This is a genomic window from Paenibacillus sp. EKM10P (genome assembly GCF_011800655.1).
Lineage (GTDB): Bacteria > Bacillota > Bacilli > Paenibacillales > Paenibacillaceae > Paenibacillus > Paenibacillus polymyxa.
This window is the reverse complement of the sequence record NZ_JAALET010000001.1, coordinates 134772-159878: the sequence shown is the minus strand read 5'-3', so window position 1 is coordinate 159878 and position 25107 is coordinate 134772. Positions and strand designations below refer to the sequence as shown.

The window sequence follows — 25107 nt, the reverse complement described above, 5'->3', positions numbered from 1 at the left end:
CTGCAGTTCCCCACCTACCTCTTACGACAACGCCAGCATCGCTTTCATATCTTCCTCTGCGGTCGTAATTAGCTTCAAGCCAAACATCTCCACCAGTACATCAAGTACACCCGAAGAAATAAACTCAGGCGGCTTTGGCCCAATGCGAATATCCTGGATGCCAAGGCTGAACAAGCCTAGCAGGATGGCAACTGCTTTTTGCTCAAACCAGGACAGCACAATGCTGACAGGTAGCTCATTCACCGTACAACCAAAAGCATCCGCTAAAGCCAGAGCGATTTTCACAGTAGAACCGGAATTGTTGCATTGCCCCAAATCAATATAACGTGGAATGCCAGTATCTCCAACGGTGCCGTAGTCCACATCATTAAAGCGGAATTTACCACAAGACGTGGTCAGAATAACCGTGTCGTTCGGCAAGGATGTAGCCAGCTCGCGGTAATAGTTGCCGCCTTTGCCTGGTGCGTCACAGCCCGCGATGACGAAGAAACGGCGGATATGTCCGTCTTTGACTGCCTGAATGATCTCAGGTGCCAGCCCGATGACCGTCTCATGATGGTATCCTGTCGTAAGCACTTGTTCAGAGTCTACATCTGCGGCTGGCAGAGCCAACGCGCGTTCAATCAGTGGAGAGAAATCGTCGTTCACAATTTTGGCAACACCCTCCAGCCCTGCTACTTCATAAGAGAAGAAGCGGTCTGCATATGTGCCTTTAATCGGCATAACACAGTTCGTCGTAGCAAGAATCGCCCCTGGGAATTCCTCGAACAATCTGCGTTGATCGTACCAGGCCTTGCCGATATTGCCCTTGAGATGTGCATATTTCTTCAACGCCGGATAACCGTGGGCAGGCAGCATCTCCGAGTGAGTGTAGATATTGATGCCCTTTCCTTCGGTCTGACGCAGTAATTCTTCCAGCGCGTACAGATTATGTCCGGTCACGACGATGCATTGACCTTCGATTTTATTTTGGCTGACGGTAATCGGCTGTGGAATGCCAAAACGATCCGTATGCGCACGATCCAGCACATCCATGATCCGTACAGCTGCATTTCCGACCTTCATCGCCATTTCCAAATGCTCTTGTACATTAAAGTTAGAATTGGTTAAGGTCATATATAACGCTTCATGCGTGATCCGATCCACCTCAGGATCGGTATATCCCAACTGACGTGCATGTGTGGCATAGGCAGCAATCCCTTTTAATGCAAAAATCATTGTATCCTGCAAGCTCGCTACTGTCTCATTTTTTCCGCACACCCCAATGACTTTACACCCGCCACTCGGCGTCTGTTCACACTGATAACAAAACATATCGTTTTCCTCCAAATATTGATAGATATTTGTTCGTTATCTACAGCGTAACAAACCCCTGAACGTGCGGGTGTGATTACACACACACTTTTTAGCACAGATTATCATGAGAGGGCGCAAGGCAATTCCGCAATCCAACATTCCTATTCCGACGAATTTTCCTGAATTCCCCCGCCCTTACGGTACTGCACAGGCGACACGCCCATGGTCTTTTTAAAAGCAGTGCTAAAATAGTGCTGACTATCGTATCCCGTACGTTCTGCTATATCAAGCACAGATAACGTCGTAGAGTCCAGTAGCTGCACTGCTTTGCGGATACGGGCACGCGTGACGAGGGTCACGAAGCTGTCGTTGAGCTCCTTTTTGAGCACACGGCTAAGATATACAGCCGATACCTGTAGCCGCGAGGCAAGAGCTTCCAGCGTCAGCTCGCGATCGGCATAACCTTCCTGAATAAGCTGCCGTGCCCGGCGTACGATGGGAGATAGCTGCGCTTCACCGTACACCCGATCCCGGCTCACCCGGTACGCATTGATTGCGCCTTCCAGCCCACCCTCGTTGGACTCCACATGGGTGTGAACCGCTATATTCAGGTAGCCTCCAATGGCCTGCTCTATAGAAGCGCCGATCGTCTCGGGTGCCTCCTGCCACAGGCATATGCCGATCAGCCCGTTCGCATCGCGAAACAACACATGCGATCGGTCCTCCAGCAGTTCGCCAATAATATTTTCAGCGGCGAAAAGAAACAACTGGCGGTCATTCTCACGCATAATCGTCTGCCGTGCTTCTGCTGCAGGCCACCGTACCGCGCCGATTTGTACAGGCGGCCGGGATGGAAGACGTAAAAACGCCAACTGCTCCATGACGTCTTTTCCCGTGTGCTGTCCTTCCAGCCATTCCAGGCAAAACCGCTGACGCAGCAGCGGAATATTCCGTTCAATCTGCCCGGCAGCTTGTTCTACATAGGCGGCGCGTTTGTGCTCCTCGTCCAGTCGCTGACGAAGCCGTGACAATGCAGCGTGAAGCTGATCCGCATTTACCGGCTTCAGAATATAATCTTCTACGCCAAGCCGTACAGCTTCCTGTGCATAAGCAAATTCATCATGCCCGGAAATGATCAGGCAACGGCACTCCGAGCGTCCTTCCCGCAGCTGCCGAATCAGTTCAATTCCATCCATGAATGGCATATTCATATCGACCAGCACGATGTCGATGCTAAGCTGACCAATCAGTTCCAGCGCTTCTTCACCGTCCTCTGCCTCTGCTACAACCTCCATGCCCAGAGCCGTCCAGTCTAGGCAGTCCCGAATCCCCTCACGGATGATCGGCTCATCATCTGCGATCAATACTTGATAACGTCGGGCCGTCCCTATCGTCACTTCTGGTATGGCTTGGTCAATCAGACTCGCCGTTGTCGCGTTGTCTGTTCCCTTGGATTTCGTCATCCTGACCCTCTCCTTTGTCATAAGGCTTCTTCAGTTGCGCCATATCCAGCAGCAACGGATGAGTGATTGTAACGCAGGTACCTGTCCCTTCCTTACTGTCCAATGTAATTCCATATTCCTCGCCAAAAGACAATCGGATACGCGCTTGTACATTCAGCATGCCGTAGCTTCTGCCATTTGTACGAACTTCCTTTTGTTTCCGTTTTCCTTCCATCGCCTCCAGCGGTATTTCCAGCCATTCACGCAGCTCACGCAGACGCTCTGCCGTCATCCCTGCACCGTCGTCACGTACCGTCAGCAGCAGCTTGCCGTCCTCGGCTTTAGCTTCTACGCAAATCGTGCCTGGACCACGTCTGGCCTTAATGCCGTGGTAAATCGCATTTTCCACCACAGGCTGAAGCATAAGCTTCAACACAAACAGATCCTTCAGCCCGTCGGGTACATTTAATTCCCAGCGAAGTCGGTCACGATAACGGGTTTGCTGGATTTGCATATAGCTTGAGATATGCTCAATCTCAGAGCGCAGCGGAATAAAGTCATCCCCTTTGCTCAGTCCAAGGCGGAACAATCTCGATAACGCCCCCACCATATCGGATACGTCGTCTGCTCCATTTTTTCGGGCCATCCAATGAATGGTATCTAGCGTATTGTATAGAAAATGCGGCTTAATATGCTCTTGAAGACTGCGTAGTTCGGCATCCCGTTTTTGTCGTTCCCTCAGTTCGCTAAGCGACATGAGACGGCGGATTTGCTCCAGCATCCGGTTAAAGCTCCGGCCCAGCATTCCGATTTCATCCCCGCGCTCACTCCATTGGCGAACCGTAAGATCCCCCGTCTCTGCTGTACGCATATAAGACATAAGCCGGAAAATTGGCTGCGCGATAGAACTGGACAATCGCAAGGATGCCGTTAAGCCAAACAGACATACAATGAAAACAAAACAGACAACGTAGAACTGAATTTGCCGCACTTCCAGTGTAGATTCGCGTGCCGGGAATACTCCCACGGTTCTCCAGCCCGTGAACTCGGAAGCCTGGAACATGAACAGCAATTCCCTGCCTCCGGCTTCACGGGTAAACATCCCGCTATCCTCTGGCCCGAACCATTGCGACGGAATGCGCTCAATCAAAGGCATATCTGGCATATATACACTGCGTCCCTTGGCATCTGTCACCATGACATACCCGCTTTTGCCCAAGGTTACATCTCTGGCAGCTTGCGACACAGCCCGCAGCTTGAGATCAATCATAATTACACCCAGTACATGTCCTGTCTCCGAATCCGTGACCGAACGGACGACAGAGACAATTTCACTGTCCTTGTACCGGACATGAGTGGTCACATTACGGTGACTTGGCTGTCCCAGCACAGTGAATATCCCTGCATGCTGCGCCGCCTGTGTGTACCAGTCTTCTTCCGTCAGACTGCGTGTGCTTCGAGCATACATTTCATTGCTGATATAATCTCCTTTTTCGTTCACGATCAGAATCCCGGCAATTTCAGGATATAACGTGGTAAAACCCTGCAAAAATTGCTTCATTTCATACAAGGTATCCTGCTCCTGTACGGAACTTACAACCTGCTTGGAGCCGGGAGCCTGGTTAAGGAGAGGCTTCTGTGCTTGCTCCGCCTGATTTTCTGGCATTACACTACTCGTATGACCCGCGTGACCATCAGCCAGCGTCCGCCCTTTCCAAAACTCCCCAACTTCAGGATTAAACGCAATCAGATACGTCATGTTCTGTAAATTTTCCATTTTGGTATCCAGTGCTTCGTTCACCTTGCCAATTAACTGCATCGTATGGTTTTCCACCTGCCGCTCAATAATCCGTTCCACCGTCCAATTCACCAGCAGGCCTAGTCCCAGTGAAGGCACGATGCCAAACAGCAAGAACAGCACCATGAGCTGATAGCGTAAAGGCATATTGCGCAAGCGTAACCTCGGCATCATTTGATGCATCCCTAAGTGGATGCGCTTCCAATATTTATTTTGCATAATAATCATCTACATTCGCTCGGGTGACGACGGAAATCCCAGTATCCACCCGCACGGGGAGCGGGGTGTTATCTCCAGACGAAGAAGGTGCAGGAATCGTCAAATGATGATGCAGATGGAACAGATATTGAAGTGACCAATAGCCCATATTCCATGTCCCTTGGGCAATCGTTGCCGAGATGGTCCCATCACGAATCATATCCAGTGTCGCTTTATTCGTATCAAAAGAAATAATTTTTAGCGGATGACTGCCTTTTTGGCTCAGTGCCGCCTCACCCACACCTGTTCCTCCGGTGGCTTCGGTCACAAAAATACCCGCCAGTTTCGGATAAGCTTTCATCAACCTTAGCGATTCATCCCTGGACACCATCACGTCAGCACGACCATCTACCACTTCCACCACCTTCATGGCAGGATACTGCCGCTGAATGGTATCGCGAAAGCCGCGCGAACGTTCCTCATGATTTTGCTGCCCCGGCAGTGTCAGAACAGCGACTTGTCCTTCACGTCCCAACAGCTCAGCCATTTTTTCCGCAGCGGTCACGCCCGCCTTATAATTATCCGTGCCCAAAAAGGTATACGCCCGGCTCCCCGGCGCTCCGGCGTCAAACAGCACGACAGGAATGTCCGCATCCAGCGCCTTATTAATGACCGGGATCAGGGAGTGTGGATCAATCGCTGATATGGCAATGCCTGCGGGTTTACGGGCAATCGCCTGCTCAATGATGGTCATCTGCTCCTGTGCATCATACCGGGTAGCCCCCCGGTACTCCACCGTTACCCCCAAGGCATCCCCAGCATCCTCGAAGCCTTTGAGCCCGCTTTTCCAATACTCCAAACCGGACTGGAACGTAATCATCATATACGTTTCTCCGATGCTGCCTCGCAGCCCTTTTTCCTCCCAAGCTCCATTCAACCGCTCGGATTGTTCATATCTGAACACATAGAGAGCAAAGGCCGCAATCAACAGCATGTACACCAGCAGCGTTTTCTTCATCCTTCCTCTCCTCTTCCTATGCGCATCCTTAAATTTAATTTGCTTTGTTTTTATTTAGATTGTAAACGCAATCATATTAAATTGGAACCACTTCACTCTCCATACTTTCAGGTAGCGTTAATCCTGCACTAATGTTCCTACGGTACAATACCTACAATTGTGCTAGGAAAAACATGTGCGAATCTTGAGGAAAAGGAGTGATATGGATGAGCAAGCCGCGTATCGCAGAGTGGACAGAACTACGGGGTCTTGCCTACCTCGCTGTCGTGCTTCAGCATTGCATTGGCGAATATATTTATCGCAGCGACATCCAACAGCCGGATTCCGTTATGCTCGCGATGCTGTACCATTTGACACGTTTTGGCACACCGACGTTCGTTTTCCTGTCTGCGGCGCTGTTATTTTATAATGGTAACAAACCGATTGGCTATTCCCGTTATATTGGCAGACGGTTTCGAGATATTTATGTTCCTTTTCTCTGCTGGACGGTTGTCTATTGGGTGTGTACTCAGAACTGGTCAACCGCGCAGTGGGGAAATTTATCCTTTTACAAAGGTATGTTCGAGGAAATGATCATCCCTGTCAGCGGATATCATCTATGGTTTGTGGTCATGATCTTTCAGTTTTATATTTGGTTTCCTTTATTTGCAAAAGCAACCGAGCAGATTCGAACGTTTCTACGTCGTTATAGCACCAAAAAGCGCAAGCAGCTTGTTTTGGCTGTTATGCTGATTGCTGCTGCGGCTTATGCGTTGCTGTTACAATGGTCCTACTATGACATGTCTGCATGGAGCGCTTGGTTGCCGTCCTTTGGGCAGACTTTGTTAGATTACCGCACTTATAACTTTGTTATGTATTTTTTCTATTTTATGCTGGGCGCAGTGTGCGCCTATATGACGGACACCTGGCGGGGATTGGCCCAGCAGACGTTGCCATGGAATGTATTTGTTTTTATTGGTCTGTTCATGCTCATGGGTCATACGATGCTGATCCAGTCGGGCGATACGATCAATCTCAATATTTCTACCTATCTGAAGCCAAGCACCTTCGTACTGATTGTCTCGCAGTTGCTTTTGTTGTATGGGCTGCTACTTCATCTGCAAAAAGACCAGCGTTCCGAGCCGTTTCGTCGTATGCTAAACTGGATCGGACGCTATTCCTTCGGAGGATATCTGGCCCATGCGCTCGTGCTGTCCTTCATATCCTTTTACACCCGTCCGCTTGCCCTAGGGGATCATCATTTTACAGCTACGCTCATTACATTTGTCGTCGTGGCAAGTGCTTCTCTCGGTATCAGCTGGCTCTTTGCCCATCTGCCTGGCGGCAACTGGATTGTTGGCTCCAAAGGCAGACAGCGATTGAACTGGCGGCTTCATTTTCAGTTACTTTCCTCCAAACGTGCTTCCAAAAGCACGCAGGAGCTTGGCTAATCTTCTGTCCCAGCGTTTCAGCATAGGGATTCAAATACCGTCAAAGGCTTTTGCAGGGCTCACATATTGAGCTCTGCTTTTTTGCTGTCTAAGTGTGATGAATCATGTTCCAAACTGATTAACATTTTATGACATGGATATGTATTTTATTTTAAAATAAGTCATTATATTGAATAATTATAAGCATTACGTGGGAGAAATCACAGTTTTGCATAATAGAAATGGGGGGATGAACTCAGCATACCATCGTCGTTGTTAAGGATCTGGTCCAAAACTTGGTGAGGCTGCTTCCTGGTCTGAAACATACGGTTGAACTGATTAATCAGTTCATCCAAACGCATAGACTGCTCCAGTACACAGGCATGTCCTAGGCCATACTCTGCGTAAAGATCATGCATGTGTTGTCTGGCATGTTCCATTTGTTGAATTAACGTTACCTTTTCATCCTTGTTCATCCTACATACCTCCTCTGAATTTCATTTTAAGAAGGGATGTACAAATAGGCCAAGATCAATTTTGAAGCAAAAAATTACAAAATAATACAAAAAGAGACCAGCAATAAGCTGGCCAATAAAAAACTAAAATATTGTTTAAGCTGTGCCAATGTGTCCTTGAACTTGGATTGTGTTAGCGCTTGGGATTCCAGTTGGAACTGGTAATGCAAATACCAGTAAAAAACTAATTGTTGCCAAAACTAAAGCCGTCTTCTTGATCATTTCTTTTCCACACCTCCTCATAAGCAGAGTGAAATTGTGCCTGCATTTCAGGAGTAGCAAGCTCACTGAAACGGAAAAATAAGCCTGCACAATTAGAAATAAGTAGTGCATGGTTAATTATACCAGCTTTTTTCAACGCTTCTATTAAGCATTTAAACCCATAAAGGTACCTTCCTTTATATAAGTTGTATTTAGCCAACTTATACCAGAATCGCACGGTTTCTTCGTGTATGACTTGCTGCTCTGTTAATGTACTCGTATATTCTTGATTTCGATAAGCTGTAATTTGGGGTTCGAAGTGCTGAAGAATATGATCAATGTCAATGTTGTACCGATTAGCTACTTCTAAGACATTTAAAAGTTCCGCAAATATATGTTGTTCTCCAGATATATAACTAACGTAATCCGGCAGCGCCCTAATATCTCCAGACATAAGCTTATTTACACAGGTATTAATTTTTGCCCAGTGCTCAAATTTTCTTAGCCAATGGAGTGTATCTGGATCATTTTCCTTAACCCAGCTTAGATCGGAATAACCACGAATATGTGCTAATGCTTGTTCATGATCTCCTTTTGCATCACAAGCATTAGCACACATCAATTCTGCGTAAGCTATGTATACAAACAATGGTCTGCTTAGCTTTTTTCGTGGCTCTGTTCCTTTTCGCTTGGAATTGTGAACCAGATGATATTGGAGTTGTCCTAACTGACCCATTTGATGTGCGAATTCATACACCTTATCCCACATGCTTAATGATCTATAGACATTCGCCAAATCTTTTAAAGCATCCAATTGCTCTATCTCATCTAAGCGATCCACAAAAGGGGCGAATTCAATAGCAGCCTGAAGGTTTACAGCCTGATCCTGTCCGACTTTGATTTGGAACAAGCGATACTGGCAGATTGCCAATCGCTCTGAATGTTGCTGCTTTTCGCTTTCAGCTACCTTTTTGTATAAGTAAGCGGCTGCTTCGTTGTAACCGTCTTGGTATACATTTTCGGCGACTTCAAAGAGCGATGGCAGATAATTAGGGTTATCCAATAATAGAATTACAACTCGCTGCAAGCAGTCCAATCGCCCTAGCTCAATGCATCGGTACAGGAACGGGCTGATTTTTTTCCAGTTGAGTGGACATTCTTCAATGCATTCTTCAATGTAACGTTCGTAAAAATAATCCGGTGGTAAATTCATTCCCGCAGTAATACTATCCAGTTGGTGAACCGACATAGATCGATTGCCCGTCACAATACCACTAACTGTACCTACATTCAAATCGATCGTGTGACCAAACTCGGTCATGGTTAAGCTTTTGCGTTTTAGATAGGTTTGAACTTCTGCCTGTATCGTAGGTGTGATTTCCATGGATAAACCACCCTTTCAGCATCTTCATAGATTCCCATTTCAATAATTCATATAGTTTTGAAACTAATAGTATACTTATTGTTTTTCATTCATGATAATACCATCTTTTGGAACATCGATAAATACTTTTACTTTATAGATTTTTATTTTTTTATTAGGAGATTATTGGTTGATAGATTATTATGATAAGGAGAAGGTCACTTGAAAAATACAGGTATGACACGTCCCTTGGACACGCTTGGCCGGATTGTTATTCCTAAGGAAATGCGAAACTCTATGGGAATTCAAGCTGGCGAGTCTTTGGAATTTTACTTGGATGTTGAAACAGGATTGTTAAGTATGCGGAAATATATTGGTGTCTGCTGCCATTTATGCTATTCGGTTCAGGATTTAAGCTATTTCAGAGATTCATTTTTATGTAAAAAATGCATACACGATTTGAAAGGAAACAGCGTCAATTGATCGTCATCACAACTTTGGTTGAACATCTAAGAAGCCTCATCCGTGAGCATCCCACAGCCAAGCAAGGCGAATATGCTGAATGGATTGGCGTGTCACATATCCGTATTTCCCAAGTTAAAAAGCTATTGTAGTTTCACTTCACTCGCATCCGAGCAAAACTCAATAACCAGTCGCTGTTTATTTCAAGGTGACTGGTTATTTTTTAATTTGAATCCATACTGACCAAAATTCAACAAGTTAGATTACCAAAACTTATTGATATTGCTGTAAAATATGGATTTAAACTCTTCAAGATGATATATTCTGACTATATGTAATCTTCCTAAAGGCTTTTAACGGACTTAAACTAAAAAATTGTTAGTGGGTGTATAAATGAAGTCACATGTTCTAATTTATGATGGTTATGTTAGTTTTGAAATTATGCTGGCAACCTATTTTATGAAAACCAAAGGGGATATTGTTACGATTGGAGTAACCAAAGAACCTGTTATTTCCTATGAGGATTTTAAAGTTACGCCTGCGGTAGCCCTTGATGAAGTGGCTGCGGAGGACATTCAACTCCTCATTATACCTGGTGGAGATAACACTCAATTGAAGACAAACAAGCAACTTCTAGCTCTCATCAAAGCACTAAATAATGATCATAAAGTGATTGCAACCATTTGTTCTGCCAATGAACTATTGGAGCTAGCAGGTGTTTCCCCTAAAAATCATGTGAGTCATCCATCGGGTCTGGAGATCCACAAGAATATAATATCTGCTAAACCCAATAAGTATGTAGATTTTGCAATCGAAATAGGCAAGGTTATGAACATTTATACGGACGATGAAGATTTTAATGAAACCATTGACTTTTTTAAGCTTTTTAAAGATAGCTGATTCTCCTCACAACAGTCACTTTATGAAGGAAGTTGAAATATAAGGATGGGTTCTCCCCATCCTTTTTTATTGTAAAACAATTTTATTCCCCATCTAACGCTTCAATTGAGCCTCATTCGAAGTCCCGGACTTACGATCGAAGGTAATCGGACCTTTACGGTTTACAAGCCGCTTCAAATCCACGGTCATTTCATTCTTCAATTTATCAATAAGTTGATCCTCGCGAATGCCTTTGCTTTTAGCAACGTCGGCCAACGATTTCCCTTGCCCCAGCTCTTTCTCTAACTGGACAGGGGTGATACCCAGCAGCCTAGCTACTTTCTCGTTGAGATGGTGATTCAAGCCGCCCGGCCTTTTGCCGTGTCTATGTCTATGCACATGTCCATGCCCGTGGTCATCCTGTGGATCAATATTCCACTGGTGGGCTTCTCCTTGGACAGAATCGTTGGGAGTGAGAGCTTGCAACGGATTACCCGATTCAATACCAGATGCTCCTGCACTCGCAGTACCATACATCATCACTCCTCCATATAGGATAGCAGCGGTCAATTTCCATTGTTTTTTCATGTTGTGGCCCCTCCTTTCATCCTTTTTCATCTATATTTTCTCTTTCAGCTTTTTTTATTCATTTTATATGTTTTTCACAACATTCCTTATTTGAAAATAACAAATTCTTGAAAATTGCAATCTGTTGTACAATGGCGGGTAACAACTAGAAGTCGCTACAAAAACATTTATAAGAGATGCGGGTGATGGCCATGGAGTGGTATTTTGCATACAAAGAAGAATTGGAAAAGGTATTTCGTCAAGCGGAGGAACGGACGGCCACATTTCAGGCTCCCTTTCAGCAAGAGGGGTTAGACTACCTGGCACGGTTTAATCCGTTGCGTGAAGACAGTACGCGTAATTACATATGCTATTTGCTTCCATTTTGGCTGCAGGAACTCACCGGACTGCCTCCCGAAACATGTCGCAAGCTGTCACTCGGCAACGTGTTCGTCATGGCTCATTATTTAATCCAAGACGACGTGATGGACACAGCAGCAGACAACCGTAAAACGCAACTTGCCTTAAGCCAGCTTTTCTATACCGAGTGCCAAAACATTTATCAGGAGCTTTTTCCGGCAACCTCCCCTTTTTGGACATATGCCCGGACGTATGTGGACGAATGGGCCGTTAGTGTGGTATCCGAAGGAGCAGCAGACTATTTTCAAGGTGACAGAAATAAGGTCGCACTGAAAGCCAGTCCATTAAAAATGGCCGGAACGGGTGCTCTACTGCTCGCAGACCATGCTGACCTGATCGAGATCGTTACAGCGATGACGGATTTGACCCTGCTCGTGCTCCAAATGTCGGATGATTGGGCAGATTGGGCAGAAGATTTGATGGAGCATAGCTATAACTGCCTATTGTCCCATATTAGCGCCGAGCGGAAGAAGCCGTACTGTGAAGGACTAGGACCACAAGAAATTCAGGAAGCGATTTATGTGCGAGGCGCACTCGCTAGCTATGTAAATATTGCGAATCAAGCCGTTCAGGAGCTAGAGACGATGGAGCCTACTATCCACGGCCTGCATAGGTTCGCACATTCCATTGCAGCAGAACTCAGCGAAGAGGCAGCAGAAATTGAAGGCGGACGCTCACATTTGCGAAGAGGCGGGCTTGATTATTGGCTCTCCAAAAATATGAAGTAATGCTAGATTTTTCTGAGTCTTACGTGGTATACTGACTAGGTAAATATAACCAATCGAATGAGAGGGTGATTTTTGATGGCTACTGAAGTTCTTCAAACACAAGTCATTCAAAAAGCTTGGGAGGATGCCAGTTTCAGAGAAAAACTGATGGCAGATCCCAAATCTGCAATTCGTGATGTGTTAGGAGTCGTGATCCCCGATCATATCCAAATCAAAACGGTAGAGGAAACGTCTGACCAGTTCTATCTAGTAATCCCTCCAAACCCTTCAGGTGTGCTTGCTACATCCCAGAAGCCTCGCTCGATGTGGTAGATTGGCACTTGTAGCTTATTTAATCTATACTTCTTAATCTCAGGCGGGTGGGCTCAGCAAGCTTCCCTCCGTTTTCTCCGAAAGCAAAAAAGCCGGATGTTATCCGGCTACGGGGAAGCGGATGGTCGCTTCTGTTCCCACCCCTTTTGCACTTGTAAAAGATATTTTACCATTCATCGTTTCAATAATCCGAAATGTCACCATCATCCCCAAACCCGTGCCTTTAGTCTTATTCGAAAAATAAGGCTCACCTAGTCTGGATAAGGTCTGAGCATCCATCCCTTCACCATTATCCCGAATATGAATGACTGCTTCTCCATTGTCCACATAAGCCCATATATGAATATGTCCCTGTTCTCGCAGCGCTTCAATACTATTTTTGATAATATTGATAAATGCCTGCTTGAATTTGGAGGAATTCCCACGCACTTTAATTTCCTGGGGAATATCCAGCGAAATTTTGCCACCTTGCAAATTTGCCATTGGACTGATAATTCCTTCAATATGCTTGAACTCATCCAATATGGTCAACGTTTTGGTATGGTCAAACTCCGGCTTGGCAAAAGTCAGAAAATCGGTAATAATCGCGGACGCTCGATCCAGCTCCTCCAGAGCGATATGCAGATAGTCTTTGTTTTTACCATCCTCCTGCTTGCTCATCAACTGAAGAAATCCACGTGTAACCTGAAGCGGATTGCGCACTTCATGAGCTACAGATGCAGCCAAATCGCTAATAATCTCCATTTTCTCTGAACGTTGAAGCTCATTATTGAACATCTCCAGTTCTCTGGAATACCGAACCACCTGCTTGTGCTTTTCCGCCAGCCTTCTGCCCAAGATCGCAATCAATGCCAGGACAAAACCAAACACGCCCCATTTCCATAAAAACATATTGTAGTGTCCGTCCCGGATAAAGAACCAGCTGAGTTCTGCGATAGTGATGACTGCAAAAAATGCAAAGCCTGTCGATAAAATGATCGCTTCGTGGTCTCCCTTAAGCGCCATGCGAACCGAAGCAAATACCAAAAGTACCATCAAAGCTACGAGCAATATACCGAGGACGATTACACTAAAGAAATAATATACATCGTTGAGTCGCTCCTGTGCTCCTAAATTCACAATCATGATGATGAAGCAGAACAAAGAGTAGGCGGTTAACAATTTTCTGAATTTCCGAATCAGTAAAATAGAATTGATATTTTGCTCAAAAAAGAAGGCTAATGAAGGCAGCAGAATAAATAGCGCCACATCAAAAAGTTGTAAATACAGCTTGCCATAGCCGCGATAGAACGTATATAAAAACGGTGAATACGTTACAATCATCAAACCGATAGACAATACAATCGCACTTAGGGACAACCACATCGCCATACTTGGACGGAACAGGAAAAACGAGCAAATCAATAGCACCAGGGCGATAAAGATAAATGTACTGCCTAGTACAATATCCAAGACATCCATTCTGACCAAGTTTCCCAACAAGTCACGATAATCACCAGTCATCACATTTCCGATAATGCCCAGTCTATTTTTGCTGCTTTCCGTCCATATGTATAATGTTTTACCACTGTCTTCTGGCTTCAGCGGAATCAGAATACGATTATTCTCATAATTATAGCCACGGTACGATTCATAAAAATTGGTACCATCCTTATACAGCGTAATGTGCCTGCCATAAATATTTTCAAAAAGCACCGCTGGTGTTTCATCATTTAACGAAGGTAGCTTAATACGAATCCAGGCGGTGCCTCTATTGCCTGGCTGCTTGAGTAGCTGTGTATCATCTTCAATATGCATCCAGACCTTACTGTGATCATTTACCTCATCTAAAGAGCCATCCTCGTCTTCTGCTCCCCATCTCATATCCCAGGAGGGTATCTTATACTCCCTTTCCGGGGTCATTTTGGCCGCATAGCCAATGTGGTCCAGCGACAATAGTATCACAATGACCGCTAGCAGAGCGGCGACAGCTTTGGGCACATGCCTCATATTAAGCACCTCAAAGTTACGTAGTAGGATTTACAAATTTGTATATGTTTTAACATTTTTATCTTCCTGAAATTATATTATTCTATACGATGATGTTCATACCTTCTTCATAATAAGGGTATCATGTTCTTTTTAATCATTATTTGTAAAATCTTCATATTGGTTAATGATCATTTCCTGTTCGCGTCGCTCCATCTGCTCTCTAAGCCCTATCCAAGGTTCACATTCTTCATCCTCATAGATCGTCCAAATATCGGAGAATAAATAATCGCGTATTTCTACTACTTTTCCGGCCTGTCCGCCGTCTGTCCAATATAAACCATTCGGACGCCGAATAACGGTACGCGAATAGCCTGGAGTAGACGCCTTTTGACCTACTCGGATTCGGCTAATCATCGGACCAAACATGTACCATTCCAATTCATATCCCTCCAACTCCTCTTTATCATATCACAGCAGTTACCAAAAAAACGCTAATTGGGAAAGAGCATATCTCTATTCGCATGATTTTAACTTTTTACAGACACACTAACTCTAAGTTTAGCCATTCTGCGGTTTGGGTAAGGTCGAAATAAGCAACAAAAAGTAAAGGAGCTGAGTTAGATGGCAAATCGCGACAATCAAAAGACTGAGCTACAGGATCATGATTTTGAGCCTTCCCTGCAAAATGCAGAAACAAACTGGGAGAATCTGATTGAGGGGCCGGATACTCCTCTGGAGGACGTGCCTGATGCCGATGAACTAACACCGAATAGTCCTGTTGATCCCTCTGCGCCTGCTGAATTCCTGCATGGTACAGATTTGCTGAACGGTACAGACGGGGATGAAGAAGAGCAACTGGACAGTGACGATATTCTGGATTAATTACTGCATATGATAGGATATAAGAAAGCGATTTCTCCTCCTGCTATGCGGGTAATGAAGTATATACACCGAAAGGAGTTGACCAATCTCCTATGTATAAAGATCCGATGTCTCAGGCTGATATGGAGTACAAACGCTATAAAGCCTTGAATCCTGTAGAAGAGGATGACCGCAGGACTGCGGACAAGACTCATACGGATGATACCTTAGCCGAAGATAACCCACGAGGAGTCGCATCAGCGAAGCCCGAACCCAGGGATCAAGCAAGATGAAAGAACAGATAGGGAATGCAAAAACTAGAATCGGAAATCAGGGCTTGCCTTCTGCATCCACTTTGTTTAAAATAAGGTCAAATCTTTTGAATACCATGAACAAAGACATAGACGGAGACAAGTAAGCGTCATCGGATTCCCACAGAAAGGTACGTATTGCTGAGAGCGTACCGCTATCCCGCGTTGAAATTCACTCCCGAGTCGAGCCTTGAACCGACGACAGAAGGATTCATTCTTTTGGCCGCAGTAGAGGTTTCCGGAAGCCCCCGTTACGGGCATCAAGCTCAGAGGTTACTGCCGTCGATTGAATGACGTTGACGACTTGCATGTATACTTCTGTAATTAGGGTGGTACCACGGCATTCGTCCCTTGCGACGAGTGCCTTTTTGTGTTATTTTCTGCAAAAAGTCTAAGGGCTGAAAGAAAAAACAATTTAAATTCGGGAAGGGTGTACTGTATGTCAACCAATGAAAATTCTTTGGAGCTGTTGCGGGAACAGCTCGATGCTACAAACTTGCAATTGCTGGAGCTGCTGTCCCAACGCGCTGAACTGGCGGGACAGCTTGGAAAATTGAAAGAAGCTCAAGGAGTGCCTGACTTTGATCCAGTGCGCGAGCAACAAATGCTGGACAAGCTGATTGCAGCTAATCGTGGACCTTTCGACGATGCTACAATTCGCCAGTTGTTCAAAAATATTTTCAAGGCTTCTCTGAACTATCAAAAAGAAGAACACAAAAAACATTTGATTGTCAGCCGCAAAAATCAGCCGGATAGCACGGTTATCAAGGTTAAAGACACACTGGTAGGTGGCAAAGCCTCCATCATGGTTGCAGGTCCTTGCTCGGTGGAAAGCTACCAACAAACGCGCGAGGTAGGTGCGGCTCTCAAGGAAGCCGGTGTGCCGATTCTGCGTGGTGGTGCGTTCAAACCACGTACATCTCCGTATGATTTCCAAGGACTGGGTATTGAAGGCCTACAAATTCTCAAACGCGTTGGCGACGAGTTCGGGCTGGCTACAATCAGTGAGATCGTCGATCCAAGACATTTGGAGGAAGCGATCCCTTACATCGATATCATTCAAATTGGCGCGCGCAACATGCACAACTTTGAATTGCTGAAAGCTGCGGGTGAAACGAGAACTCCGGTTCTGCTCAAACGCGGATTGGCTGCCACCATGGAAGAGTTCCTTCATGCTGCTGAGTACATCGTATCCCGTGGTAATACACAAGTCATGTTGATTGAACGCGGTATTCGTACGTATGAAAAATGGACACGTAACACGCTGGATATTTCCGCTGTTCCGATTTTGAAAAAGGAAAGCCATCTGCCTGTATTGGTGGACGTAACTCACTCTACAGGACGTAAAGACATCCTGGCCCCTTGTGCCAAGGCTGCCCTGGCTGCTGGTGCCGACGGCATCATGGTAGAAGTTCACCCGAACCCGGCAGTCGCTTTGTCCGATGCTCAGCAACAGCTGAACATCCCTGAATTCCACAACTTCCTGTCTGAAGTTAAAGAATCCGGTTTATTCAAAGCGTAAAACTAATTTTGTGCTAAGAGTCATAAACCGCTTTCATTTTGTCAGATTATGATGTAGAATCTAATCAGGATTGTGACTGATCATGCAGGCAAAACCTAAATGTATATATGCTCGACTTTTGTTGAGACATATATATGTTTAGGTTTTTTTTATGCCCAATTCTTGAATAATAACAATACCTGCATGGTTATAATCCTAAAAAATCATCATAGGAACGTTCAGAGAGGGGAACAGAAATGAGAAAAAGAAAAGGGTTAAGCATTTTTGTGTTAGCTATGATATGTATTTTAATCATCAGTGGTTGCAGTGGTAAGTCGCCAGCCGTCGTAAAGGATGAAAGCGCTGCTCCAACAGAACAACCAGCGGGAAATAAAGTGGAAAATAAAGCGACCAAGGCTAGAACGGTTATTACTACTGACGGAGAAGTAGATGATATGAACTCAGTCATACGCTTTCTTCTCTACTCTAACGAAATGGATTTGTCCGGGATTGTACTGACTAGCTCCGTATATCATTATGCAGGTGATGAAAAGGCCGGCATCAAGCCATTCAGATGGACCGGAACCCAATGGGTAACGCATATGATTGATGCCTATGGAGAGATTTACCCCAACCTAATCAAACATGCTGAAGGGTATCCAAAACCTGAATATATTAAAAGCGTTACCAAGATCGGAAATATTTCAAACAAAGGTGAAATGGACAAGGAAACGGAAGGTTCGAATTTCCTGAAAACACTTTTCCTAGACAATGACAAAAGAGATCTGTATGTACAAACCTGGGGAGGAACCAATACCACAGCCAGAGCTCTAAAATCCATTGAAGACGAATATAAAAATACAGATCAATGGGAAACGATTCGGAAAAAAGTAAGTGATAAACTCGTTCTGTACATCATTTTGGATCAGGACGATAGCTACAATAATTACATCGCCAAAAATTGGCCTGACATCAGAATTATCAATGACCAATCTAACTTCTGGCATTTCGCTTATGCTTGGAAAATGCACACGGAAGAAGTAAACAGCAAGTTACACGGGGAATGGAACTTCAAAAACATTAAAGACGGTCATGGCAAGCTGCTAAATATGTATGCCTTGATGGGCGACGGCAATATCATCAAAGGTGAATTGGATGAAGAACAAAGAGGCAGTGAAGCCTACTTGAAGAAAAATCCACAATACGACAAGTATGACTTTATTTCCGAAGGAGATTCTCCATCTTTCTTCTATTTAATTGATAACGGATTACGGAGCATGGAAAACCCAACCTATGGTGGCTGGGGAGGTCGTTTTGGTGTCGTTAACGATAAATTATTTAGAAATACGGTGTTAGATTATGATGTGCATACGAAAAAATTCGAAGCAGAGTACTCTCTGATGCGTTGGTTTGATGATATTCAAAATGACTTTGCTGCCCGTGCAGATTGGGCTATTGCTTCCGACTATAAAGATGCTAACCATAATCCAACATTGACCATTAAAGAAGGATTAGATCTAACGGCTAGTCCAGGGGAGAACATAACTCTACATGCAGAAGGAACAGATCCTGACGGTGATGCATTGACCTATAAATGGTGGAGATATTTCGAAGCTGACACCTATGAAGATTCTAAGGTCAAACCCGCGCAAGTTAAACCTGAAATGCTGGGTGATATGCAGCTTGGGCTTCACCGAGAATTAGCTGAAGGCGAGAAAGTAAACACGATTGACCTGCAAGGTAGCGACACAAATACTGCAAGTTTTACAGTTCCGGCAGATGCGAAGTCTGGGGATACGATTCATATCATTGCAGAAGTACAGGACAATGGTAAACATTCTTTGAAACATTATCAGCGTGTGATTGTAACCGTAAAATAACAGAAGACAGCACTCAATAAATTAGGCTCATGGAATCATACTCCATGGGCCTGTTTATTTTTGCGTATCGGACCTCGGACAATCTCTATACACGTTTAATACTTTTTTCAGTCAAAGGAACATAATATCCCTTTCCATTCGGACCCATGGCGAATTTATTGCGAAGATGGATTAGATTAGGGCCGAATTTGGCCTCCAATTCTTCACGGAACTCATATAGGATTTCCATGATATAAATATCATGAATAATTACTTCCGTAATCGGCATTACAAGACCCGGGTGTAGCGTCCATGCAGCACGGCTGTCATCACCAAGTGAAAGTATGCCAGCTACAACCTCCCGGTCATCCACGCTAAGCACAATCCATCGACCACCGATTTCGGACGTAATCTCCTCACTCATATCATGGCGGTAAACAGTAGCAAAATCAAAGTTAAGATCACCATATGCTACAAGGATCACCTCAATTCCTTGCTGAGCAGCTTGCTCTAAGGCATCCCGGAACATCTCGGCATCCTCTTTCCAAATTTCCAGTAAAATTCGGTGTTTTGCTCCCTTCACGCCTTCATTGATGCGATTGATAATGGCTTCATACCCCGAAATATTCCAAATGTTCTCTCTGTTTTGAAACGATGCTGTGTACTGCTCCAAACTCTCTTGCGCCACGTTGAAAATCTGCTCTGCTTTGCGCTTTCTCTGGGCAATCAATTCATGTGGAGGAAGCGGCACATATAGAGGTGTATTTTCTTGACTTACCATGATGTCCCCACGGTTGACCATTCCCGACAAAACCTCGTAAATCTTGGATCTCGGTACTCCAGAGTTCAATGAAACGGCATATCCCGAAAGTGGAGAGCTTTCCAATAAGGTCACATAAGCTTTGGCCTCATATTCACTAAAATTCAAATCACGTAGAATTTCTAATATATTTGGTTTTGATTTCATGACGTCTTCTCCTCAATTCATGTTCTTCCTTACTATATCACTTCCCCTTGACAAAAACTGATATACAAATTATCTTTTTAGTAGCATTTTCATAGTAGTAACTATAGTAGCTACTATCACTATCATATTTCATAGGGGATGAACTCAGGGAGGATATAACTTGAACAAAGTCATAGCTCATCACAGCGAAAGCAACCGGATTTACTATACTTCTACGATTCTAGCCCTATTGATCTGGAGCACATCGTTTATTGCCACCAAAGCAGCCTATACGACGTTCCCTCCTCTTACCTTGGGTCTATCCAGATTTATCATAGCTTCCATCGTACTAGGTATCGTTCTGCTGATCAAAAAAGAACATGTCAAAGTAAAGCCAAAGGATTTGGCTACGATTTCGTTTAGTGGGGTTTTGGGAATCACTCTTTATTTTTCAATGGAGAATATAGGGGTTAGCCTGACGACCGCTTCCAACGCAGCATTAATTGTCGCATCGTATCCCGCAATTACATCGCTGCTTGAATTTATTTTGTATAAAGTCAAATTATCCAAATATAAAGTCTGCGGCATAGCACTGGCCATGATCGGGGTATATTTCTTAACCTCCGTTGGCGAAATCTCGGATGGTAAGAATCAACTCATCGGAAATTTAATATTGATTGGCACCGGATTTGCGTGGGCGTTTTACACTTTCATGACGCGTAAGGTTGTGGACAAATATCCGCCGGTGACGTTATCTTTTTATCAAACCGTTGCAGGTAGTATCTTTTTCATACCGTTAGCCCTATTAGAAAAGGATAGCTGGCAGGCTCCGACAACGGGATCGTTTATGTTGCTCATGTATCTGGGTGTGTTCTGCTCCGTTATCGCATTTTTACTTTATAATTACGGATTAATCAAGCTGTCACCGAGCAGTTCCGTTTCTTTAATGAATTTGGTTCCGATATTTGGGGTGTTGTTCTCTGTCTTACTATTGCACGAAACGATTACATGGCGCCAAATCATTGGCGGCTTGGTCGTTATTATAGGGGTCTTGATGAGTGCGCATCAAACTAACCGTACCTAAAGATATTGCAGCCCTACAATACAAGGGCGAGTGGCCTTTTTAAAAGATCTCGCCCAGTTGGTTATATCTATGCAGTCGGCTTTTTTTCTTTTATATAAAAAAGGTGGTTATATTGATTGATGAGGTTATCCATAATTACAGACTGTTTGAGCACACTGGCATGATTAAAGCCATGTTTTGCTTGTAAAATATACAGCTTTTGACGGGCATTCTCAAGCTGTTGACGCAAAATGTCGTCTCTTATCATAATATATCCCTCCCTGTCATATGATCAGTGTAAAGGGTTATGAATAATATACTAAAAATAAGGGTTTGGGATAATTATCTAATTGGCCTATCCGGCAGAATGAATATTCTGATCCGTTGCGTTATTTTGGGCTGAAATCGGGAAAACGTTTTTTCCCTTCGCCCATAGCAACAACGCTGCAACCAGCAAGATGCCACCGTTTAATACGAAGATCCAGCGAATGGGCATCCAGCTACCAAGCATGCCGCCAATCAGCGGCCCCGCCATCGTCGCGAGCTGGGTAGCTGATTGATTCAGGCTAAAGGCTCGTCCGCGAAACTCTGGCTTGGTGACTTCCACAGTCATGGCATTAATCGCCGGCATGACAGACGCATAAAACAATCCATATCCAAACCGAAGCGCACCAAAACCAACAAAGTTGGTTACAAAAAACTGCAAGATGTTCCCAATCCCCGAACCGATCAGCCCAATCAGCAACACTTGGGCAAAGCCGATTTTCCCTCCAATCCGGCCCCATCGGGGAGCCATCAGCACTGCCGCGATGCCTACAGCTGAGAATACAATCCCGGAACTTAAAGACGCATGGCTACGGTCCACACCCATTTCAAGCACATACACCGTAATTAACGGTTCCAAGATCATAACAGAAAAGGTACTTAATCCAGCTAGAATAAGCAAAAAGTATAATGGCCGATTAGCAATAGCCTCTTTGATATCATCCCGAACATGCGAGCGGGTACTGGTGCCCTTGAAGCTATCCTCTCTAGCGCCAAATGTCGCGATGAACGCAGATACCAGAACAAGAGCCGCTGAGAAAAAAAAGGCATTTCGATTGCCATAATAATGGCTCACCACACCACCGATCAGCGGACCTATAATGCTGCCAGTCGCTCCAGCAGTCGCCATAATGCCAAGGGCATAGCCCGTTTTTTCTTCAGGCGAGCCCGTTCCGACCAGCGCAATCGCCGCAGGAATAAATCCGGAGAGAAGTCCTTGAAACAAGCGAACCCCTACAAATACATAGGGGTCTGTCACTAAAGCACATACCAGATACAATACAGCCAAGCTAAAACCTGATCGAATCAGCATCGGCTTACGTCCATACTTATCTGCCAGCGAACCCCAAAACGGGGCAATCAGCGCGCTCGCTAAAAAAGTGACTCCAAAGGCAATTCCTGACCATAATTCCAGTTGATCGTTAACGCCCAATTCCGTATTCAGAAAAATAGGTAAAAACGGAATCGACACGGAATAGGCCATGCTGCAAAACAATACTCCGATCCACAAAACAATCAGGTTTCGCTTCCAATATAGATGCATGCTGCCACACGTCCCTTCTGTTCATTCCATTATTACCCTCTAAATTAGAAAAGTCTACCGTAAACCTTAGCCTTTCATCGTGGAACAACCACGAAGAAGCTGATATAATCGAATGGAATGGAGATGATGACATGGCTAAAAAGAGAAATTCGTCTTTCGCTGCTCCTGCGGCTCAGGACAAACCTGCTACCTTAAAGGATCTGTTGAGTCAGGACGTGCTGAACAAGCTTAAGGCTCAAGCCAATGAAGCGCAAGCAGAACAAGACAAGCGTAAAGAAGACGAACGGCAACGTGCCCTTGAAGCAAAAAAAGCTGAACAAAAGAAGCTGGACAACAACTTTGAACATCTGTTGAATAACAGCAATTTGGACTGGCACAAATATAAATAAGCCAAAACCATTGCGGTTTTGGCCTATCTTTACACTTTATGTTATAGCCAGTCACGAATATGTTGTACTGAGTACAGTACCCCTACCCAAACTGGCAGACTGAACGCCATACCCCATATGAGACCTTTAGCCAGTTTTTTGTCTACCTCCATCATGATCCTGCCCCTTTCCTTGGGAATAGCAGCAGTATGGGTCAAGAATACGGCTTTCAAACCCGTATTTCCTTATCCCCAACAAAAAAGGTATGATAGTAAATGGAAAAGTGTTCTGCGCTGTCCCCAAACTATAAATTAGGATGTTACACCATCCAACCTTTCAGGAGGAATATTAATGAACCGAAAATCGATACGCCCATGGTACACATTGTGCCTGCTGGCCATCATGCTCGTGCTGGTTGCCGGATGTGGCACAAAAGCCACCGATGTGGAAGCAGCAAGCCGGACAAGCACCACAACTCCCGCTGCAACTAAAGACAAAAGCAAGGCTGTTTCACATCCAGTTGTCACGATTGTCATGAACGATGGCAAGAAAATCAAGCTTGAGCTGTATCCGGAAGTAGCACCGAACACGGTTAACAATTTCATCTCCTTGGTGCAAAAGGGAGCTTATAACGGTACCATTTTCCACCGCGTCATCCCCGGCTTTATGATTCAGGGTGGTGATCCGCAAGGTAACGGTACAGGCGGCCCCGGCTACAGTATCAAAGGGGAATTCAAGAGCAACGGCGTTAACAATACACTCAAACATACACGTGGCGTATTATCCATGGCCCGCTCAGCGGATCTGGATTCAGCCGGATCGCAATTTTTTATCATGGTTGACGATGCGGACTACCTCGACGGTCAGTATGCCGCTTTCGGTAAAGTAACGTCCGGAATGGACGTGGTCGACGCTATCGTCAACTCCAAACGGGATAGCAATGACAAACCTACCAAACCAGCTACAATGAAAAAAGTTACTGTAGATACGCTGGGTAAAAAATATCCAGAACCCGTCAAAGTAAAATAATCCGTCTTTCATAACGGGATAACCGCAACGACCTTGTGCATACGCATGAGGTCGTTTTTGCTTATCCCCTGATACTTTCTAAGCTGCTGATTCTGTGATGTAGTAAGAGTATATACACAAAAGGAAGCGTTTTCAATCATTATTTTTAGATTTTTTTACTGTTAAATGAGTCTACAGCGTTCGACAAAAGTTACTTAAATAAGCAGTAAACTCGTTTAATTGGATTTGGTCTCGACTGAACGGATGCCTTCCATCTCTTGCAGCAGTGACAACAATTCCTCCACTCCCTCTGACCGAGACAGTTTTAGAAGCATATGAACCATCAACTGCTCACCGTTATTGATGCGCTCGGCGTGAAAGCTGTGAATGGTCAGTTTTTTGTTCTCCAGCAGTTCTTTAATTTGAATCATTACACCCGGCTCATTATCAACCTGAACTACCACTTGCCGTGTGGACGGGGTAGCCATCTGATAAAAACGACTATGGAGCAAGGACTGCGCCGCCAAAATAAACAGCGTTACACCCGCGCCAAGCCCATACATTCCTGCACCGACAGCAATACCAATCCCGGCGGTGGTCCAGATGCCCGCAGCGGTAGTTAGCCCTTTGATTCTATTTTTTTGTGTAAAAATCATTCCTGCGCCGATAAAGCCAACTCCACTTATAACCTGTGCTGCTATTCTGGAAGGGTCCAGCGATAGGTTAGACCATACAGTCTGGTCTTGAAAACCATATTTGGATACCACCATCATAAGCGACGCCCCGATCCCGACAATGAAATGCGTGCGAATGCCTGCCTCCTTCATCCGACTTTTGCGTTCATAGCCGATTAATGCGCCACACAATCCGGCAAACATGACCCGAATCAGGTAATCCCAATCCCACATACCTTTTTCACTCCACTATTGTTTATGTTATGAAAAGATGTTGCCTTAATATATAATTCATGATGCTCCGGCAAATGAGCCGTTATACAGCTGTTATTTTGTTATTACCCAAATT

24 protein-coding genes, 1 pseudogene and 1 other annotated feature are annotated in these 25107 nt (G+C 44.8%); of the genes and pseudogenes, 12 read left to right on the top strand and 13 right to left on the bottom strand.

The features are described 5' to 3' along the window. Nucleotides 1-21: 21 nt before the first annotated feature. From hcp to HFE01_RS00600, 4 genes are all read right to left on the bottom strand, one after another. Nucleotides 22-1314, bottom strand: a complete 1293-nt coding sequence (gene hcp, locus HFE01_RS00615) for a hydroxylamine reductase (protein WP_017426382.1) — start codon at nt 1312-1314, stop codon at nt 22-24. A 143-nt stretch (nt 1315-1457) separates the two neighbouring features. Next, complete coding sequence (locus tag HFE01_RS00610; RefSeq protein ID WP_017426381.1) at nt 1458-2759, bottom strand: response regulator; 1302 nt, start codon at nt 2757-2759, stop codon at nt 1458-1460. Continuing rightward, nucleotides 2710-4710, bottom strand: coding sequence for a cache domain-containing sensor histidine kinase (locus HFE01_RS00605; RefSeq protein ID WP_038978144.1), 2001 nt, complete (start codon nt 4708-4710; stop codon nt 2710-2712). The genes HFE01_RS00610 and HFE01_RS00605 overlap by 50 nt, the downstream gene beginning before the upstream one ends. Nucleotides 4711-4744: 34 nt before the next feature. Next, the gene (locus tag HFE01_RS00600) at nt 4745-5752 is read right to left on the bottom strand and encodes a substrate-binding domain-containing protein (RefSeq protein WP_017426379.1); all 1008 of its coding nucleotides are present in this window, start codon (nt 5750-5752) and stop codon (nt 4745-4747) included. A gap of 206 nt (nt 5753-5958) precedes the next feature. On the opposite strand from HFE01_RS00600, the gene HFE01_RS00595 reads away from it, so the two are divergent. Continuing rightward, nucleotides 5959-7182 carry an acyltransferase gene (locus HFE01_RS00595; protein ID WP_113050932.1) on the top strand — a complete coding sequence of 408 codons (1224 nt, stop codon included), beginning with the start codon at nt 5959-5961 and terminating at the stop codon, nt 7180-7182. Between the two features lie 200 nt (nt 7183-7382). On the opposite strand, the gene HFE01_RS00590 is transcribed toward HFE01_RS00595, so the two are convergent. Beyond that, nucleotides 7383-7637, bottom strand: coding sequence for an aspartyl-phosphate phosphatase Spo0E family protein (locus HFE01_RS00590; protein ID WP_113050933.1), 255 nt, complete (start codon nt 7635-7637; stop codon nt 7383-7385). Nucleotides 7638-7860: 223 nt separating this feature from the next. Further along, nucleotides 7861-9261: a helix-turn-helix domain-containing protein gene (locus HFE01_RS00585; protein WP_167438309.1), complete on the bottom strand. Its 1401-nt coding sequence runs from the start codon at nt 9259-9261 to the stop codon at nt 7861-7863. 201 nt (nt 9262-9462) lie between these two features. Between HFE01_RS00585 and HFE01_RS00580 the strand changes: the two are divergent. Together HFE01_RS00580 and HFE01_RS00575 are read left to right on the top strand one after the other, a co-directional pair. After that, nucleotides 9463-9854: pseudogene (locus tag HFE01_RS00580) on the top strand (AbrB/MazE/SpoVT family DNA-binding domain-containing protein). A gap of 241 nt (nt 9855-10095) precedes the next feature. Further along, nucleotides 10096-10602 (top strand): DJ-1/PfpI family protein, encoded by a 507-nt coding sequence (locus HFE01_RS00575; RefSeq protein WP_113050934.1) that lies wholly within the window; start codon nt 10096-10098, stop codon nt 10600-10602. A gap of 93 nt (nt 10603-10695) precedes the next feature. On the opposite strand, the gene HFE01_RS00570 is transcribed toward HFE01_RS00575, so the two are convergent. Then, complete coding sequence (locus tag HFE01_RS00570; RefSeq protein ID WP_153794294.1) at nt 10696-11169, bottom strand: hypothetical protein; 474 nt, start codon at nt 11167-11169, stop codon at nt 10696-10698. A 191-nt stretch (nt 11170-11360) separates the two neighbouring features. On the opposite strand from HFE01_RS00570, the gene HFE01_RS00565 reads away from it, so the two are divergent. Together HFE01_RS00565 and HFE01_RS00560 are read left to right on the top strand one after the other, a co-directional pair. Continuing rightward, nucleotides 11361-12296: a hypothetical protein gene (locus HFE01_RS00565; protein ID WP_167438337.1), complete on the top strand. Its 936-nt coding sequence runs from the start codon at nt 11361-11363 to the stop codon at nt 12294-12296. A gap of 75 nt (nt 12297-12371) precedes the next feature. Next, nucleotides 12372-12608, top strand: a complete 237-nt coding sequence (locus HFE01_RS00560) for an NHLP leader peptide family RiPP precursor (protein WP_016821365.1) — start codon at nt 12372-12374, stop codon at nt 12606-12608. 99 nt (nt 12609-12707) lie between these two features. On the opposite strand, the gene HFE01_RS00555 is transcribed toward HFE01_RS00560, so the two are convergent. Both HFE01_RS00555 and HFE01_RS00550 read right to left on the bottom strand, forming a co-directional pair. Then, nucleotides 12708-14597: an ATP-binding protein gene (locus HFE01_RS00555; RefSeq protein WP_017426374.1), complete on the bottom strand. Its 1890-nt coding sequence runs from the start codon at nt 14595-14597 to the stop codon at nt 12708-12710. A gap of 132 nt (nt 14598-14729) precedes the next feature. After that, complete coding sequence (locus tag HFE01_RS00550; protein WP_167438310.1) at nt 14730-15017, bottom strand: hypothetical protein; 288 nt, start codon at nt 15015-15017, stop codon at nt 14730-14732. A 183-nt stretch (nt 15018-15200) separates the two neighbouring features. Here HFE01_RS00550 and HFE01_RS00545 point away from each other — a divergent pair, with 183 nt between their 5' ends. From HFE01_RS00545 to HFE01_RS00530, 4 genes are all read left to right on the top strand, one after another. Continuing rightward, the gene (locus HFE01_RS00545) at nt 15201-15461 is read left to right on the top strand and encodes a hypothetical protein (RefSeq protein WP_013369720.1); all 261 of its coding nucleotides are present in this window, start codon (nt 15201-15203) and stop codon (nt 15459-15461) included. Nucleotides 15462-15568: 107 nt separating this feature from the next. Continuing rightward, nucleotides 15569-15733: a hypothetical protein gene (locus HFE01_RS00540; protein ID WP_243208111.1), complete on the top strand. Its 165-nt coding sequence runs from the start codon at nt 15569-15571 to the stop codon at nt 15731-15733. Between the two features lie 99 nt (nt 15734-15832). Then, nucleotides 15833-16106: a binding site (T-box leader), on the top strand. Nucleotides 16107-16190: 84 nt separating this feature from the next. After that, nucleotides 16191-17273, top strand: coding sequence for a bifunctional 3-deoxy-7-phosphoheptulonate synthase/chorismate mutase (locus HFE01_RS00535; RefSeq protein ID WP_013369718.1), 1083 nt, complete (start codon nt 16191-16193; stop codon nt 17271-17273). A 236-nt stretch (nt 17274-17509) separates the two neighbouring features. Further along, nucleotides 17510-19132 (top strand): DUF1593 domain-containing protein, encoded by a 1623-nt coding sequence (locus tag HFE01_RS00530; RefSeq protein WP_019686328.1) that lies wholly within the window; start codon nt 17510-17512, stop codon nt 19130-19132. Between the two features lie 85 nt (nt 19133-19217). Here HFE01_RS00530 and HFE01_RS00525 read toward each other — a convergent pair whose 3' ends face one another. Further along, nucleotides 19218-20078 (bottom strand): TrmB family transcriptional regulator, encoded by an 861-nt coding sequence (locus HFE01_RS00525; protein WP_019686327.1) that lies wholly within the window; start codon nt 20076-20078, stop codon nt 19218-19220. A gap of 160 nt (nt 20079-20238) precedes the next feature. On the opposite strand from HFE01_RS00525, the gene HFE01_RS00520 reads away from it, so the two are divergent. Then, nucleotides 20239-21141 carry a DMT family transporter gene (locus HFE01_RS00520; protein WP_019686326.1) on the top strand — a complete coding sequence of 301 codons (903 nt, stop codon included), beginning with the start codon at nt 20239-20241 and terminating at the stop codon, nt 21139-21141. Nucleotides 21142-21208: 67 nt separating this feature from the next. On the opposite strand, the gene HFE01_RS00515 is transcribed toward HFE01_RS00520, so the two are convergent. Beyond that, nucleotides 21209-21388, bottom strand: a complete 180-nt coding sequence (locus tag HFE01_RS00515) for an aspartyl-phosphate phosphatase Spo0E family protein (RefSeq protein ID WP_013369715.1) — start codon at nt 21386-21388, stop codon at nt 21209-21211. Between the two features lie 87 nt (nt 21389-21475). Beyond that, nucleotides 21476-22708: an MFS transporter gene (locus HFE01_RS00510; protein ID WP_019686325.1), complete on the bottom strand. Its 1233-nt coding sequence runs from the start codon at nt 22706-22708 to the stop codon at nt 21476-21478. A gap of 131 nt (nt 22709-22839) precedes the next feature. Between HFE01_RS00510 and HFE01_RS00505 the strand changes: the two genes are divergently transcribed. Both HFE01_RS00505 and HFE01_RS00500 read left to right on the top strand, forming a co-directional pair. Further along, nucleotides 22840-23097 carry a YqkE family protein gene (locus HFE01_RS00505; protein ID WP_016821374.1) on the top strand — a complete coding sequence of 86 codons (258 nt, stop codon included), beginning with the start codon at nt 22840-22842 and terminating at the stop codon, nt 23095-23097. A gap of 330 nt (nt 23098-23427) precedes the next feature. After that, nucleotides 23428-24105, top strand: coding sequence for a peptidylprolyl isomerase (locus tag HFE01_RS00500; protein ID WP_017426371.1), 678 nt, complete (start codon nt 23428-23430; stop codon nt 24103-24105). 215 nt (nt 24106-24320) lie between these two features. Here HFE01_RS00500 and HFE01_RS00495 read toward each other — a convergent pair whose 3' ends face one another. Further along, a complete protein-coding gene (locus HFE01_RS00495; RefSeq protein ID WP_019686324.1) occupies nt 24321-24992 on the bottom strand; it encodes an MgtC/SapB family protein in 672 nt (223 codons plus the stop codon). Nucleotides 24993-25107: the final 115 nt, after the last annotated feature.

Bases quoted from the DNA above. Each gene is read 5' to 3' on its own strand.
- hcp (WP_017426382.1), bottom strand. From the start codon at position 1,314: ATGTTTTGTTATCAGTGTGAACAGACGCCGAGTGGCGGGTGTAAAGTC.
- HFE01_RS00610 (WP_017426381.1), bottom strand. From the start codon at position 2,759: ATGACGAAATCCAAGGGAACAGACAACGCGACAACGGCGAGTCTGATT.
- HFE01_RS00605 (WP_038978144.1), bottom strand. From the start codon at position 4,710: ATGATGCCGAGGTTACGCTTGCGCAATATGCCTTTACGCTATCAGCTC.
- HFE01_RS00600 (WP_017426379.1), bottom strand. From the start codon at position 5,752: ATGAAGAAAACGCTGCTGGTGTACATGCTGTTGATTGCGGCCTTTGCT.
- HFE01_RS00595 (WP_113050932.1), top strand. From the start codon at position 5,959: ATGAGCAAGCCGCGTATCGCAGAGTGGACAGAACTACGGGGTCTTGCC.
- HFE01_RS00590 (WP_113050933.1), bottom strand. From the start codon at position 7,637: ATGAACAAGGATGAAAAGGTAACGTTAATTCAACAAATGGAACATGCC.
- HFE01_RS00585 (WP_167438309.1), bottom strand. From the start codon at position 9,261: ATGGAAATCACACCTACGATACAGGCAGAAGTTCAAACCTATCTAAAA.
- HFE01_RS00575 (WP_113050934.1), top strand. From the start codon at position 10,096: ATGAAGTCACATGTTCTAATTTATGATGGTTATGTTAGTTTTGAAATT.
- HFE01_RS00570 (WP_153794294.1), bottom strand. From the start codon at position 11,169: ATGAAAAAACAATGGAAATTGACCGCTGCTATCCTATATGGAGGAGTG.
- HFE01_RS00565 (WP_167438337.1), top strand. From the start codon at position 11,361: ATGGAGTGGTATTTTGCATACAAAGAAGAATTGGAAAAGGTATTTCGT.
- HFE01_RS00560 (WP_016821365.1), top strand. From the start codon at position 12,372: ATGGCTACTGAAGTTCTTCAAACACAAGTCATTCAAAAAGCTTGGGAG.
- HFE01_RS00555 (WP_017426374.1), bottom strand. From the start codon at position 14,597: ATGAGGCATGTGCCCAAAGCTGTCGCCGCTCTGCTAGCGGTCATTGTG.
- HFE01_RS00545 (WP_013369720.1), top strand. From the start codon at position 15,201: ATGGCAAATCGCGACAATCAAAAGACTGAGCTACAGGATCATGATTTT.
- HFE01_RS00540 (WP_243208111.1), top strand. From the start codon at position 15,569: ATGTCTCAGGCTGATATGGAGTACAAACGCTATAAAGCCTTGAATCCT.
- HFE01_RS00535 (WP_013369718.1), top strand. From the start codon at position 16,191: ATGTCAACCAATGAAAATTCTTTGGAGCTGTTGCGGGAACAGCTCGAT.
- HFE01_RS00530 (WP_019686328.1), top strand. From the start codon at position 17,510: ATGAGAAAAAGAAAAGGGTTAAGCATTTTTGTGTTAGCTATGATATGT.
- HFE01_RS00525 (WP_019686327.1), bottom strand. From the start codon at position 20,078: ATGAAATCAAAACCAAATATATTAGAAATTCTACGTGATTTGAATTTT.
- HFE01_RS00515 (WP_013369715.1), bottom strand. From the start codon at position 21,388: ATGATAAGAGACGACATTTTGCGTCAACAGCTTGAGAATGCCCGTCAA.
- HFE01_RS00510 (WP_019686325.1), bottom strand. From the start codon at position 22,708: ATGCATCTATATTGGAAGCGAAACCTGATTGTTTTGTGGATCGGAGTA.
- HFE01_RS00505 (WP_016821374.1), top strand. From the start codon at position 22,840: ATGGCTAAAAAGAGAAATTCGTCTTTCGCTGCTCCTGCGGCTCAGGAC.
- HFE01_RS00500 (WP_017426371.1), top strand. From the start codon at position 23,428: ATGAACCGAAAATCGATACGCCCATGGTACACATTGTGCCTGCTGGCC.
- HFE01_RS00495 (WP_019686324.1), bottom strand. From the start codon at position 24,992: ATGTGGGATTGGGATTACCTGATTCGGGTCATGTTTGCCGGATTGTGT.